We start from the raw sequence: 14,459 nt of genomic DNA on the forward strand, positions 1-14,459 counted from the left end.
ATTCAGAAGCAGCGCGTCGGTGGCCTTCGCAGAATGTCGGTTCTCCGTTCCGAGGATCGAGACGATGCGTATTTCAGCCCCCCCGCCACCACGCCCATCTCCGACCGACCCTACAGTCACCGGCGCCACGGCGCGCCCCATCTCCGAAAACACACACGAACGAACTCGGTCGTCGGCCTTTGTCGCCGTCGAAAATTTCGCGTCGTCGGTCTCGCCAGCGTCCTCTTGGGCCTTCAGCCCCGACCCCGCCCTCATTGGCGCGAGCTTGCGCGAATACCTGCGCAGCGACGCCCGCTGGGAGGACGCGTTCGATCGGCTCGACACACGCACATTGCCCTTCACACGGATGGACGGCACACGCGTTGACGTGGACATGATGATGACGAACGGCGCGCGCATGCAGGTCAGTGACGCATTGCCCGGATTCAAACCACTCGTCATCAAGCGGTTGCATCACGGCGGACTGCGCTTTTCTCCCGAAACCACCGGCGCCGTGCAAGTGCTCTACGCGATGCCCGATCCCAATCTGCGCGAAAGGTATCCCGGGAATGCGGCGTTAGGTGTCTTGCTCGATGCCATGCATCGATGCGGCGCCTTACACGAGGCGCTGGATTTCCGACCGGTGGCGGTCGACTTCGCTGCCCCCCGCTTCGCATTGAACGTCCAATGCGACGCCGCCGCCCTCGATCTCACCTTCTTTCACAATGAAGACGGCGTTCGCGGGCACGCGCCGAAAGTCGAAGATTCGCCGGTTTGCGACTGGCACCGCCCCGACTACACCGTCACGCTGGACGCCCCCTTTTTCGCAGTCTTACTCGCACCCGGCGACATTCCCCTCGTCGTCGCGCATGTCGCTAATCCGACGTCCCATTCGTCATCCCAAGATTGACGGCGCACAGACGCCGCGGCGCTTCCGCCAAAAATCGCATCCTGCGATTCCATTCACCAGCCGCTGTCACCCGGCCGCGGGGAGCCCCGTGACATCGAGCGAGGCAAAACATTCAAGCTATGTATCCATCGAATACGCTCACACCCACCAGCACGACCACCAGCACGCAGCAACCACCCGCCGCAAACGAGCCGAAAGACGAAAGACGCATGTTGGACGGCCGTTTCGTCACGATTCGCAACCGGCCCACAGACAATCAGGCATGTCGCTCGATATCGCAGGACGCCGAACGCAAACGCCTCGACGACGTACGGCTCCGGCAACGGCACTCCGGACACATTCAGGCAGACTGGGGGATGCCCAACGAGAATCGCCTTGCGTCGTTTGCGAGCGACCTGAGCCACACGTCCACGCGCAGCGAAGCGACCGAGACACCGAGGGGTGCGTTAAAGGTCAGCGCCAAGCCACCTACGCATGACAGTTCGGTAGCGCACGCAAGATCGCTCGTGTTCGACGCCCTCCGCTCGCAGCGCATTCCCGCCGACGAAAATTGGGCTTTCGAGACCCGCTCGTGTCTTCACGCGAGTGCCTATATCGCCAATGTCTATAACGGCGACCTGCCCAACCTGTCCGACACGCTAACCTCCCTGCAATCGCGCCTTCGCAACAGCACTCATCAGAGCATCAAGCTCAAAGACTTCATGATGGTCATCGGCGACACGCAGACATTGAGGCATCACGAACATCTTCGTGCCACCAGCGCTGCACGACGGTACGTCGACACCCATGCCATCGCGAAAGACAATCTCCCCCTTGGCGAGACGCTTCAAACACTAGTCGATCAGCGCGTCAAAGCCTTCACCGAAGGTGCGATCTCGCACGTCGAACTCCAGCCGAATCCGACGCCCAGACCAACGCTGCTCAATTGCTTTCTTTTCGAAGGCCCGTGGCACGACCCGTTCGAGCGCGAGAATACACGGCAGGGCGTTTTCCATTTGCCGAGTGGAGAACGCAAGCACGTATCAATGATGCGCGAGCCCGGTGAGTACCAAGACGTCGGGTTATCGGTCAATGGGTTCGATGCCGTCGTCGTCAGATGCGTAGGCGATGAATTGCAGGGCAGCCTTCGGATGATCTATGCGCTCCCAATGGATTGCCCAGACCCGAATCACGAACTTTTTGACGCGTTGCTGAAACGTCTCTCCGCTCCCGGCACCCCATACGACACGCTGGGTCTGTCTGCGCGATACGTCGATTTCCGAGTGCCTCGCTTCGACCTGACCACCAAAGCCGACGTGACCCCTAGCGCGCTGATTGCGCACACCGACCGCGACGTCGTCCTTGGGCCCGATAGTATCGGTATGCGGCAAGTCATTCGAATGGAGCACCACGAGAGCGGATTTCGTGCAGCTGGCACACAGGAAACTTGGTTCGCCGACAACTTCCATTGCACGCCTACACCGTTAGAGATCACGTTGGACCGGCCGTTCTACATGCTGTTGACCACACAGGGCGGACTGCCGCTGCTCGCGATGCATATCACGGATCCGGTGCCTGACGCGCCCCCCATCGTCGACGCATCGCCAGCGAACTAACGTTTCAGCGGCACGCTTCGAAAAGCAAAACGCCCGGGTGGAACCGCCCGGGCGTTGTTTATTCTCCGGCACGAAAATCGCGCCGATCCCGCAAATTAGCGGAAGATCACCGTCTTGTGACCGTTGAGCAGAATGCGGTGCTCCGCGTGATACCGCACGGCGCGCGCGAGTGCCACGCACTCCACATCGCGCCCGATGGCCGTGAGTTGCTCCGGGTCCATCGTGTGGTCCACACGCTCGACTTCCTGCTCGATGATCGGACCTTCATCGAGATCTGACGTCACGTAGTGTGCCGTCGCCCCAATGAGCTTCACGCCGCGATCGAACGCCTGATAGTACGGCTTCGCGCCCTTGAAGCTGGGCAAGAACGAGTGGTGAATGTTGATCGCGCGGCCAGCCAGCTTCTTGCACAGGTCGGACGAGAGCACTTGCATGTAGCGCGCCAGCACCACCAGATCGATGTTGTTGTCGTTGACCAACTCGAACACCTTTGCTTCCTGTGCAGCCTTCGATTCCGGCGTGGAATTCATCAGCGGCAAATGATGGAACGGGATGTTGTAGCTGGCGGCCAGTTGATAGAAATCCTTGTGGTTCGAGACGATCACCGGGATTTCGATGTTGAGCTGACCGGTCTTGTAGCGGAACAGCAGATCGTTCAGGCAGTGACCGATCTTCGAGACCATGAGCATGACGCGCGGCTTGATCGCGGCATCGACCAGTTCCCACTGCATCTCGTATTGCGTAGCCAGCGGCGCGAAGTCGCGTTGCAACGTGGCGAGATCGCTCTCACCCGGCAGTTGCTGGAAATGCACACGCATGAAGAAGCCGCCCGTGAAGCGATCGTTGAACTGGGCCGAGTCGAGAATGTTGCCGCCGCGCTCGACCAGGAAACCGGCCACCGCGTGGACGATGCCGGGACGGTCCGGGCAGGACAACTTCAGAATGTAGCTATTTTCGATCGGTGCCATGATTGCTCCTGGGCAAATGCTTGCAATGACGTTGCAGTGTTGAAATGCGGATCGGGCCACCGGGTGCGCCGTGCATGCCTCGCATTGCACGTTTGCCGCACCGCCGGGGCGCCTGAATTATTCGTCGGCCGGTTTGAACAAGGCGTCGATGCCCGCGCAGTCCTTCGCGCGCACCGCGCCTTCACGCAGCAGAAAGTCGAGACTCGCGAGACTCGCGTCGACAGTCATCTTGCCGCGCGCAATCACGTCGCGCACATGACCGGCAGAACACAGCCAATGGGCGCTCGCCTCACCGTCCTGATTTTCCGGCACGAAGCCTCGGGGCAGCGCGAGGTCGTAGACGAAAATCTGCTCCGACTGCACGCCCTCCGGAATCTCCGCGAGGATATGCAACGTGCGGCCCGGCCGGGCCTCGTTCACCAGATAGGCCGGAATCCCTGCCTCTTCCCAGCACTCTTTGACGAGCGTGTCGCCCACGCCGATACCGTTGCCGATGCCGCCCGCTGCCGCATTGTCCAGACAACCGGGGTCGGTCGCCTTGAGCACGCTGCGCCGGGCAATCCACATCTTCGGGGCTTCACCCACGAAACGCGCCGGGACATACCCGTTCACATGCACGGCGAACGTGCGTGTGCCGAAGAATCGCGATGCTGCGCGCTCGATCCACGCGAGCGGCGCATCGTAGAGCCGCTGGCGGATCGCATAACGTTCGTTACGCCAGCCCGTGATGAGGCCCTCGGCGGCGAGCGTCTCGATAACAGGGGTTAGCGCCGCCGTGCGGGCTTCACACGTGTCGTGACGCGGATGAATGCGCACCGCGAGCGAGCTGATTTCGAAAACCTCGGGCCAGCGGCACAGCGCCTCGGCGTCGCGGCGACGAATCCAGCCATAACGCTGCGAACCGATCACGAGCGGCAGGTGTGCCGTGTCGTCGAAGCGGCGCGCTGCCGCAATACATGCAAAAGACATACGGGAAGACCGGACGCACCCTCACCGGACAGGTGCGAAAACGAGGCAAAAGCGGCATTTTACAGAAGCGACGGCGACTCCGCCCGAGTCGAGAAGGATTCGGGCGGCGGCGAGCGCCGACTTAAGCCCGCCTCACGCTTTCACGCGCTCGCCCTTCGGGTCGTAAAGCGCGCGCAATTGCACCCGTGCGTCGAGCAGTTCACCGGCCAAATCCACCTGATAGCGCCCCGCCTCGACGAACGCGGCATCCACCGCGCCGTCGGGGTTCGTCAGGAAGGCCAGCGCAACCGGCGCATCGATGGTGTGCCCGTACGCAGCCGACGAGATGAAGCCCACCGGCTGGCCGTCGCGCAACACCGCCTCGCCGCCCCACAGCATGCTGCCGGTCGCCCCGTCGAGCGCCACGCTCACCAGCTTGCGGCGCACACCTTTCGAACGTGCTTGCTCCACCGCCGTGCGGCCAGTGAAGGGCAAATCGCCCGCGAGCTTGCACGCAAACGTCAGGCCCGCTTCGACAGGATTCGTATCCGGCGTCAGCTCACGGCCCCACGCGCGATAGCCCTTCTCGATGCGCAACGAATCGATCGCGTAATACCCCGCGTCGCGCAAACCCAACGCTTTGCCCGCCGCATGCAGCGCCTCGTAGACGCCCACTGCGAATTCGACCGGCACGTACAACTCCCAACCGAGTTCGCCGACATACGTCAGCCGGGTAGCGCGCACGGTGGCGTAGCCCAGATCGATTTCGCGGCTCGTGCCGAACGGGAACGCTTCGTTGGAGAAATCGGCTTTGGACACTTGTTGAAGCAATCCGCGCGCGTTCGGCCCCATCAGCGCGAGCACCGCGTATTGCCCCGTCACATCCACCACGGTGCAGTGCGCATCGGCAGGAATGCGGCGCTCGATGTAATCCATATCGCGCGTGGTCTGCGCCGATCCGGTGACCATCAGGTACTGATCCGGCGCGATACGGGTCAGTGTGAAGTCCGACTCGTAGCCACCGCGCTCGTTGAGCATGCCGGTGTAGACCGTGCGGCCCGGGGCCACGGCCACGTCGTTGGTGCACAGCGTTTGCAGCACACGCTCGGCGTCACGCCCCTTGATAAGCAGCTTCGAGAACGAACTCATATCGAACAACGCCACGGCCTCGCGGCACGCCCGATGCTCGGCGGCACTCCACGCATGCCAGTTTTGTTGACCGAAGCTGTACTCGATGCGTGCTTCATCGGGCGACGGCGCGAAGAAATTCGGACGCTCCCAGCCCATCTTGCTGCCGAAGCACGCGCCCTTCGCGAGCAGCGTGGCGTACAACGGCGAGCGACGGAACGGGCGCGCCGTGTCGAGCTCGCGATTCGGCCACGGCATCGCGTAGTGCAGACCCAGCGTCTCTTTCACGCGGTCATGCAGCCACGTGTCGTTGCCGTTAAATCCCGCGAAGCGGCGGATGTCGACTGGCCACAAGTCCATCGTCGGCTCGCCTGCGACGATCCACTCCGCGAGCGCCATACCCGCGCCGCCAGCCGACGCGATACCCATCGAGTTGAAACCCGCGCCGACATAGAAATTCCGCAGTTCCGGGGCTTCACCGAGAATGAAGTTGTTATCCGGCGTGAACGACTCGGGGCCGTTGTAGAACTGGCGAATCTGCGCCGTCTCCAGCGCGGGCACGCGAATGAGCGCGTTCTCCATGAGGATCTCGAACTGGTCCCAATCGTCGGGCAGCAGTTGAAACTCGAAATTCTCGGGAATGCCGTTCATGCCCCACGGCTTGGCGTTCGGCTCGAAGCCGCCCATCACCAGCCCGCCCACTTCTTCCTTGAAGTAGATGTAGCCGTCCGGGTCGCGCATCACCGGTAAATCGGGATGCACACCCGCAATGCGCTCGGTCACGATGTAGTAATGCTCGGCGGAATGCAACGGCACCGTCACGCCGCACATCCGGCCCACGGCCTTCGCCCACTGGCCTGCGCAGTTGACGACGATTTCGGCATCGATGCGGCCATGCTCGCCGTCCTTGTTCTGCCACGACACGCCCGTCGCCGTGCGCACGCCGTTCGGCGACGCGGTGTGAATTTCAGTGATGCGCGTGTTCTCGGCAATGCGCACGCCACGGCTGCGGGCGCCGCGTGCCAACGCCTGCGTGAGATCGGTCGGGTTGGCCTTGCCGTCGCCGGGCAGCCACACCGCGCCCACGAGATCGTCGGTACGCATGACCGGCCACAACTCGCCCGCGTCGCGCGGCGAGATCACATCGCATTGCACGCCGTACGCGCGCGCCACGGCTGCGGTGCGTTTGAGCTGCGTCATACGCTCGGCCGTTCTTGCCACCGACAGCGATCCGCACTGCTTCCAACCCGTGCCCAGCCCCGTCTCCGCTTCGAGTTCGCTGTAGAGCTTCGTCGAATAGCGGATGAGCTTGGTCATGCTCTCCTGCGAGCGCAATTGCCCGACGAGTCCCGCCGCATGCCACGTCGTGCCGCACGACAACTGCCCTTGCTCGAGCAGCACGACGTCGGTCCAGCCGAGTTTGGCAAGGTGGTACGCGACGGAACATCCGACGATGCCGCCGCCGACAATGACGACGCGGGCATGAGTGGGCAAGGCTGTGGCCATGTGGGGCTCCGGAAAGCGGCCCGCGCCTGCAATGGCGCGAGCAGTGTCGTGGTGGATGTCGTGAGATTACGCAAAGCTTGCTCACTTTGCAATAATTTGCAAAATAACGACACACAACGCCACAACACTACCGGATTGTCACCGTGACATCTGCCCGTCACCTTGTTGCGTCAGCACCGCCGTCAGTTGGTCCCCCGCCTGCGCGAGCGTGCCGTTGTTGGCGATCGCGATAAAGGGAATGCCCTCAGGCGGCGCCCATTGCACGCGGTGCGCGACACGCTTGTCGAGCGCTTCGCCGGATTCCCGTCCGCGACTGGCGAGGCGTTGCGCGCGCACCAGCGGATCGACCTGAATTTCGACCAGTGACAGCCGCTCGCCGTACCGTTGCACGGCGCGTTCGAGAAACGCGCGCGAACCGTTCATCACGACGCTTGCACCTGCGGCCAGCCACGCGTCGATTTCAACGCCAATGCCGTAGCGGCAGTTATGGCTTTCCCAATCGAGCGCGAAACAGCCCAGCGCCTGCCGCTGGGCGAACTCCGATGGTGACAGCGCGACGTGGTTCTCGCCGTCGACCGTCGGAGGGCGGGTGATGTATCGGTGGGCAAATACGACCGGCGAACCGATTTCGGGGCTTGCGCCGACGCGTTCGCGCGCATAGGCCAGCAACGAGTCCTTTCCCGCACCGGACTCGCCCATCACGTAGAACAAGCGAGGGCGGGTCATGCAGCACCTCCGGTCGAATCTGCCAGCCCCGACGCCCCGGTCTGCCCGAGTGCGAATCGCTCGGCGAGTACGAACGGCGCATCGGCCGTCGGCTGCACGAACAACGCCAGCGCGTCGACCCGCATGGCACCGAGTGCCTGCACGCGCGGCTTCCACCAATCGGTAATCGCCGCCGCGTCGGCAGCCGCCACACGATCGGTGAGTGTGATGTGAAAACGGAATTCGTCGAACACGAACGGATACCCCCAGTGCGTGAGCAATTCGCGCTGACGTGTCGTGAGGGGTTGCGCCAGACGGCGAGACAGTTCGGCTTCAGAAGGCGCGGCTCGCAAGCCGTCGAAGGCTTCCACGCAATCGAAGGCAAGCGCGTCGATCTGCTTTGCAGCCGCGGCACCAACAGCACTGGCAACGCCCGGCACGCCCGCGACATTCGTCTTCGGACGCAGCGCGACGAAGCCCGGCCGTTTGCCATTGTCGGTATCCACCACGTCGATGTTCAGCGGCAGATCGAACGGCGTGTGCCGTGCGGCGACTTGTTGAGCGATGGCGAAAAGGTCTTCGGGCTTCGCGCCCGGTACGAGACGCATCGGCGCCTTGAGCGTGCCGTGGAGTCCATAACGGCGCGCGTCGACGGTGACCTCTGCCAACGTGCGCGATAACCCCGGCACTTGCGGTGCATTCAGCGTCCTGTCAGTGATGGCATCGCGACCTAGCCAGCGACTGCCTTCGTGCCACCAGCACGAGCCCGCCGGGGGCACGTAGTACACCGCGAATCGCGCCACGTTCAAGTCGAGCGCCGCCAGCATGTCGCACCGAGCTTGCGCGTGCGTTGCATCGAAAACACCGTTCATGCCGCATCCCCCTGCACCACGAGTTGCATGCGGTCTGCGGGAAAATAGGCGATGCCGTATTTGATCGGTTTGCCTTTCACATCGACGTCGGTGCTCTCGACGCTCAACACCGGCTGCTGCCGGTTGATGCCGAGATGCCGCGCAATGTCCGCATCGGGCAAACGCGCACCAATGCGGCTCTCGCGCCGCGTGTAATCGGTCACGCCATAGGTCGCGAGCGTCGCGCTGATCGTCGTGTATTGCGCGAAGACTTCCGGGAAATCGGCGAAGCGTGCCGCCGGAAACCAGTTCTCGCTATACGCCAGCGGCAACTCGATGCCCTGATCGTCGAGACTGCGGCGCGCCAATTCCACGCGGTACACCGGCGTGCCTGCGGGCACTTCGAGTGCCAGCGCCACATTGGCTTCTGCGCTCACTTTGTGCGCAGAAAGAATCTGCTGCGCGACTTTGAGATTGTGTTGGGAGAGATTTTCGGAGAAGCGCGTGCGGCGCCCGATCACGTAATCGATCGCGCCCGCCTGCACGAAGGTGCCACGCCCGTGTTCGACATTGACGAGGCCCTGCTCGGCCAGCCCGAGAATGGCGCGCCGCACCGTGTGGCGATTCACGCCGAAACGGTGAGCGAGATCGGTCTCGCTAGGCAGGCGGTCGTCGGGCAGGCCCTCGCCATAGCGGCGCTGGCCGATTTCGGTGGCGAGAATCTGCGCAATCTGTCGCCAAACGGCGACGCCGCCACCGCGTTCGAGTTGTGCTGTCATGAAATTGACACCCGGCAAAGTTGTAATGAGTTCGCGAGTCACACCCCTTCATTGCCAAAGCGATCATACACACGTCTATACGACTAGACAATCATGCCAAACACAACTTTCGATAGTTCGCCCGACGCGCCCGCTGTCGCCCCGCAGGCGCGGCAGCGCTGGCTGGCGTTGCTCGCTCGCGCCACGCGCGACGAGCTCGACGACGCCCTGGCGCGCTGCCCCGATGCGCCCGAGTTCGTCTGGCTGCGTGCGCCGCAGACCGGTCTCGTGCTGGTGCAAGGCCGGGTCGGCGGCAGCGGCGATCGCTTCAATCTCGGTGAGACCACGGTCACGCGCTGCACGTTGCGTCAGCGCGACGGCGTCGTCGGCACCGGCTATGTGCTAGGGCGCGACGCCGATCGCGCCGTGCGCGTGGCGCGCCTCGACGCGCTCATGCAAATGCCGCAGCACCACACGGCGCTCGCCGCAGGACCACTCGCGGCCATCGCGCAGCGGGTCGCCGACACGGTTGCACAGGCCGAAGCCGCGACCGCTGCTAGCCGCGTCGAATTTTTCACCATGGTCCGGGAGGCCTGAATGTTGATGGCATCGATGCCCGACTGGTCGCAACTGCAACCCGGTTTCGCCGACCCCGTTCACGACGCGCAAGGCGTGTTTCGCGCTGTGCTCGACGCGTTGGCCCGCCCCGGCCAACTGCGCAGCGTCGGCAGCCGGCTCGCTCACAGCGACGAGGCCAGTGTGGCCGCACGCGCCACGCTGCTGGCGCTCGCCGACGCGACGACCCCCGTCTGGTTGCAAGCGCCACTGGCAGAAGTGGCCAGCGCGCTGCGCTTTCATACCGGCGCGCCGCTGCTTTACGGTGACGCCGACCTCGCCACCGCGCAGTTCGCGCTGCTCACCGACCCGGCACGCTGCCCCGCGCTTGATCGTTTCGCGTTCGGGACATCGGAATCGCCCGAGCACTCGGCCACGTTAATCGTCGACGTACCGACGCTAGCCGTTGGACATGCGAACGATGGCGGCCTGCACCTGCGTTTGCGCGGGCCGGGGATCGCCACGCATACCGATGTGAGTGTTAGCGGCCTGGACGCTGCGTTCTGGCAAGCGCGCGCGGCGCTGGCACCGCGTTTTCCTGCCGGGCTCGATCTGTTGATCGCGGCAGGCGACACGGTGCTCGGTCTTCCGCGCACCACGCAAGTGGAGGTGTGCTGATGTACGTGGCCGTCAAAGGTGGCGAACGCGCCATCGAACAATCTTGGGACTTGCTCGCCAAAGCGCGACGCGGCGACACGTCGATTCCCGCGCTCACCGTCACGCAAATTCGCGAGCAGATGCGTCTGGCCGTCGCGCGTGTGATGAGCGAAGGCGCGCTGTACGACGAAACGCTGGCCGCATTGGCCATCAAGCAAGCGGCGGGCGATCTGGTCGAAGCGATCTTCCTGCTGCGCGCGTATCGCACGACGTTGCCGCGACTGGGCACGACCACGCCGATCGACACGGCCGCGATGCGTCTGTCACGCCGCATCTCAGCGACGTTCAAGGACGTGCCGGGCGGACAACTGCTCGGCGCGACGTACGACTACACGCAGCGCTTGCTCGACTTCGCGCTGCTGGCGGAAGAGGAAGTCGCGAGCGCGCCGCTCGCCGGTGAAGTACGCGAGCAACGTGCCGGCGCATCGGCCGTCATGGCGCACACCGCAGGCAACGCCGCCGAGTCCGCACCTCAGCGTGCCGACAGCGCGAATGACGGTGACGCTGCCGCCGAGACAAACATCCCGCCGCTGCCGCCCATCGATACCACACCGCGCGTGACCGACATTCTCGGACGCGACGGTTTGCTCGAGTCGCTGCGCGCCAACGACCTCGATCCCGAGCCGCACGATCTCGTACACACGCCGCTCTTCACGCCAGCTTCGCGCACGGCGCGTCTGCAAAACCTCGCACGTGGCGACGAAGGCTTTCTACTCGCGCTCGGCTATTCGACGCAGCGCGGCTACGGCAACGATCACCCGTTCGCCGGTGAAATTCGCATCGGCCACGTCGCTATCGAAATCGAGCCGGAAGAGCTCGGTTTCCCCATCGACATCGGCGAGATCGCCGTCACGGAATGCCAGATGGTCACGCAGTTCGGTGGCAATCAAGATGTGCCGCCGCAGTTCACGCAAGGCTACGGGCTCGCCTTCGGACACAACGAACGTAAGGCACTCGCCATGTCGCTGGTCGACCGCGCGCTGCGCACGCAAGAACTTGGCGATGCCATCACGTCGCCCGCGCAGCAACAGGAGTTCGTGCTCTATCACAGCGACAACGTGGAAGCCTCGGGCTTCGTGCAGCACTTGAAGCTGCCGCACTACGTCGACTTTCAGGCCGAGCTGGAATTGGTGCGGCGACTGCGTGCCGAGCACACGGCGAAATACGGCGCACAAGCCACAGGCACCGACGAGGCCGAGGGCGATCGCTCCCCGGCTGTCCAAGACAAGCAGGAGGCCGCATGAACGACGCTGCCACATTCGAATCGCAAAGCACCTCGCAAACCGCCGCCGGTGCCGCACCGCTCGCCGAAGGCTATAACTTCGCGTTTCTCGACGAGCAGACCAAACGCATGATCCGCCGCAGCCTGCTCAAGGCTGTGGCCATTCCCGGATATCAGGTGCCTTTCGGCAGCCGCGAGATGCCGCTGCCCTACGGCTGGGGCACGGGTGGCATTCAGGTCAGCGCCGCCGTGATCGGTGCCGACGACACGCTCAAGGTGATCGATCAGGGCGCGGACGATACGACCAATGCGGTCAACATTCGCCGCTTCTTCGCGCGAACCGCCGGTGTCGCGACGACGACGAAAACCGCCGACGCGACGGTCATCCAGACACGTCACCGCATTCCCGAAACCCCGCTGCGCGAAGGCCAGATCATGGTCTATCAGGTACCGATGCCCGAGCCGTTGTTCCGGCTGGAGCCGCGTATCGCCGAATCGCGCAAGCTGCATGCGCTTGGCGAGTACGGGCTCATGCGTGTGCGTCTGTACGAAGACATCGTGCGCCACGGTGCGATTGCCACGACTTACGACTATCCGGTGATCGTGGGCGGCCGCTATCTCTCGTCGCCGTCGCCGATTCCGAAATTCGATAACCCGAAGCTGCATATGAACCCGGCGCTGCAACTGTTCGGTGCGGGCCGCGAGCGGCGTCTCTACGCCATTCCGCCCTACACCCCGGTCGAGAGTCTCGACTTCGACGACCACCCGTTCGAGATTCAGAAATGGGATGCGCACTGCGCGCTGTGCGGCGCGACCGAAAGCTTCCTCGATGAAGTGATTACCGACGACGCCGGCACGCGCATGTACGTGTGCTCGGACAGCGATTACTGCGGCAGCCGCACCGCCACCGCGCCCGATACCTGCGACACGGTGAAGGAGGCAGTATGAACACCGTGACCCATGCCGCCCTCGATACGGGTGGCGCCATGAATACGACAGGCATTGCGAGCGCGGCGGATCAACCGTTGCTACGCGTGTCGGGACTGGCCAAGCGATATGGCGACCGCATCGGTTGCGAAGACGTGTCGTTCGATCTGTGGCCCGGCGAAGTGATCTGCGTCGTCGGCGAATCAGGCTCGGGGAAGTCGACATTGCTGAATGCGCTTGCGCTGCGTCACGACATCGACGCGGGCACGCTGCACTATCGCGGCACCGACGGCGCGCTGCACGACCTGCTCGCACTCGACGAAGCCCACAAGCGCCGCCTGCTGCGCACCGAATGGGGCTTTGTCGAGCAGAACCCGCGCGATGGTCTGCGCATGAACGTCTCGGCGGGCGGCAACATCGGCGACCGGCTGATGGCAGTGGGTGCGCGCCACTTCGGCGACATCCGCGGCAAAGCGCGTCATTGGATGGCGCAAGTCGAGCTCGATCCGTCGCGTGTCGACGAGATGCCCGGCGCGTTCTCCGGCGGTATGCAGCAGCGCTTGCAAATCGCCCGCAATCTCGTCACCGAACCGCGCCTCGTCTTCATGGACGAGCCGACGGCCGGGCTGGACGTCTCGGTGCAAGCCCGACTGCTCGATCTGCTGCGCTCGCTCGTGGAGCGCCTTCATCTGGCCGCCATCATCGTCACGCACGATATCGGCGTCGCACGCCTCATCGCGCATCGATTGATCGTGATGCAAGGCGGGCGCGTGGTCGAAGCCGGGCTGACCGATCAGGTGCTCGACGATCCGCAACATCCCTACACGCAACTGCTCGTCTCTTCGGTGCTGCCCGTATGACTTCCGGAACGACACCCCAAAATCTTCATCCGAGTGCCTCTGCGAATGCATTGCGGCACGAATCGCTCACGCTCGCCACGCGCGAGCACGACGTCATGCTGCGCGCGCAAGGGCTGCACAAGACCTTTCATCTGCATGCGCATGCGGGTGCCGTCGACGCGCAGATTCCGGCGCTCGAGAGCGTAGACCTGACAGTGCGACGCGGCGAATGCGTGGCCCTTGTCGGCCCGTCGGGCGCGGGCAAAAGCACGTTGCTGCGCTGCCTGTACGGTAACTACCTCGCGAACGCGGGGCGCATCGAGATTCGTCACGACGAAGGCAACGGACATTGCGAGCGCTGGGTCGATCTCACGACGGCCACCGCGCGCGAAGTGTTGTCCGTGCGCCGCACCACACTCGGTTACGTCAGTCAGTTTCTGCGCGTGATTCCGCGTGTGACGACGCTCGACATCGTGGCCGAGCCGCTGCGCCGTCTCGGGGTGAGCGCCGAAGAGGCCACCGCCCGCGCACGTGATCTGCTCGCCCGTCTGAACATTCCCGAGCGGCTCTGGACGCTCGCCCCGGCGACGTTCTCAGGTGGCGAACAGCAGCGTATCAACATCGCGCGCGGGTTGATTGCCGCCGCGCCCGTGCTGCTGCTCGACGAGCCGACCGCGTCGCTCGACGCGCAGAACCGCGCCGTCGTTGCTCAACTGATTGCCGAAGCCCGTGCCGCTGGCAGCGCCATCGTCGGCATCTTCCACGACGAGGCGACCCGCGACGAAGTCGCCACGCGCACGCTTGCCATGCGCCCCGTCCTACGCCCTGCTCATTGATCTCGGAGTTTTCGT

14 protein-coding genes are annotated in these 14,459 nt (G+C 63.9%); 8 read left to right on the forward strand and 6 right to left on the reverse strand.

Annotated features, from left to right (window positions below; genetic code table 11):
* Positions 1–19 precede the first annotated feature (19 nt).
* Both ACPWR9_RS02120 and ACPWR9_RS02125 read left to right on the forward strand, forming a co-directional pair.
* Positions 20–889 carry a hypothetical protein gene (locus ACPWR9_RS02120; RefSeq protein ID WP_426330712.1) on the forward strand — a complete coding sequence of 290 codons (870 nt, stop codon included), beginning with the start codon at positions 20–22 and terminating at the stop codon, positions 887–889.
* Positions 890–1,098: 209 nt separating this feature from the next.
* Positions 1,099–2,484, forward strand: a complete 1,386-nt coding sequence (locus ACPWR9_RS02125) for a serpin family protein (RefSeq protein ID WP_426312715.1) — start codon at positions 1,099–1,101, stop codon at positions 2,482–2,484.
* 95 nt (positions 2,485–2,579) lie between these two features.
* On the opposite strand, the gene purU is transcribed toward ACPWR9_RS02125, so the two are convergent.
* From purU to phnF, 6 genes are all read right to left on the reverse strand, one after another.
* Complete coding sequence (gene purU / locus ACPWR9_RS02130) at positions 2,580–3,452, reverse strand: formyltetrahydrofolate deformylase (RefSeq protein ID WP_426312717.1); 873 nt, start codon at positions 3,450–3,452, stop codon at positions 2,580–2,582.
* A 117-nt stretch (positions 3,453–3,569) separates the two neighbouring features.
* Positions 3,570–4,421 carry a DUF4743 domain-containing protein gene (locus ACPWR9_RS02135; protein ID WP_426312719.1) on the reverse strand — a complete coding sequence of 284 codons (852 nt, stop codon included), beginning with the start codon at positions 4,419–4,421 and terminating at the stop codon, positions 3,570–3,572.
* Between the two features lie 132 nt (positions 4,422–4,553).
* The gene (locus ACPWR9_RS02140) at positions 4,554–7,034 is read right to left on the reverse strand and encodes a GcvT family protein (protein ID WP_426312722.1); all 2,481 of its coding nucleotides are present in this window, start codon (positions 7,032–7,034) and stop codon (positions 4,554–4,556) included.
* 138 nt (positions 7,035–7,172) lie between these two features.
* Positions 7,173–7,760: a phosphonate metabolism protein/1,5-bisphosphokinase (PRPP-forming) PhnN gene (phnN, locus tag ACPWR9_RS02145; RefSeq protein WP_426312723.1), complete on the reverse strand. Its 588-nt coding sequence runs from the start codon at positions 7,758–7,760 to the stop codon at positions 7,173–7,175.
* Positions 7,757–8,611: a DUF1045 domain-containing protein gene (locus ACPWR9_RS02150; protein ID WP_426312724.1), complete on the reverse strand. Its 855-nt coding sequence runs from the start codon at positions 8,609–8,611 to the stop codon at positions 7,757–7,759. The genes phnN and ACPWR9_RS02150 overlap by 4 nt, the downstream gene beginning before the upstream one ends.
* Positions 8,608–9,369 carry a phosphonate metabolism transcriptional regulator PhnF gene (phnF, locus tag ACPWR9_RS02155; protein WP_426312727.1) on the reverse strand — a complete coding sequence of 254 codons (762 nt, stop codon included), beginning with the start codon at positions 9,367–9,369 and terminating at the stop codon, positions 8,608–8,610. The genes ACPWR9_RS02150 and phnF overlap by 4 nt, the downstream gene beginning before the upstream one ends.
* 93 nt (positions 9,370–9,462) lie before the next feature.
* Here phnF and phnG point away from each other — a divergent pair, with 93 nt between their 5' ends.
* The 6 genes from phnG to phnL all read left to right on the forward strand — a co-directional run bounded on the left by phnG (position 9,463) and on the right by phnL (position 14,444).
* A complete protein-coding gene (phnG, locus tag ACPWR9_RS02160) occupies positions 9,463–9,945 on the forward strand; it encodes a phosphonate C-P lyase system protein PhnG (RefSeq protein WP_426312730.1) in 483 nt (160 codons plus the stop codon).
* Positions 9,946–10,581, forward strand: a complete 636-nt coding sequence (phnH, locus tag ACPWR9_RS02165) for a phosphonate C-P lyase system protein PhnH (RefSeq protein ID WP_426312733.1) — start codon at positions 9,946–9,948, stop codon at positions 10,579–10,581.
* Positions 10,581–11,864, forward strand: coding sequence for a carbon-phosphorus lyase complex subunit PhnI (locus ACPWR9_RS02170; RefSeq protein ID WP_426312735.1), 1,284 nt, complete (start codon positions 10,581–10,583; stop codon positions 11,862–11,864). Before phnH ends, ACPWR9_RS02170 begins: the two co-directional genes overlap by 1 nt.
* Entirely contained in the window at positions 11,861–12,790 is a 930-nt protein-coding gene (locus tag ACPWR9_RS02175) for an alpha-D-ribose 1-methylphosphonate 5-phosphate C-P-lyase PhnJ (protein WP_426312737.1), read from the forward strand. Before ACPWR9_RS02170 ends, ACPWR9_RS02175 begins: the two co-directional genes overlap by 4 nt.
* 38 nt (positions 12,791–12,828) lie before the next feature.
* Positions 12,829–13,629 (forward strand): phosphonate C-P lyase system protein PhnK, encoded by an 801-nt coding sequence (gene phnK, locus ACPWR9_RS02180; RefSeq protein WP_426312869.1) that lies wholly within the window; start codon positions 12,829–12,831, stop codon positions 13,627–13,629.
* 95 nt (positions 13,630–13,724) lie between these two features.
* Positions 13,725–14,444: a phosphonate C-P lyase system protein PhnL gene (gene phnL / locus ACPWR9_RS02185; protein WP_426312872.1), complete on the forward strand. Its 720-nt coding sequence runs from the start codon at positions 13,725–13,727 to the stop codon at positions 14,442–14,444.
* The last annotated feature ends 15 nt before the right edge of the window (positions 14,445–14,459 follow it).

The sequence above is a fragment of the Pandoraea pneumonica genome, assembly GCF_049918595.1.
GTDB classification, from domain to species: Bacteria; Pseudomonadota; Gammaproteobacteria; order Burkholderiales; family Burkholderiaceae; genus Pandoraea; species Pandoraea pneumonica_A.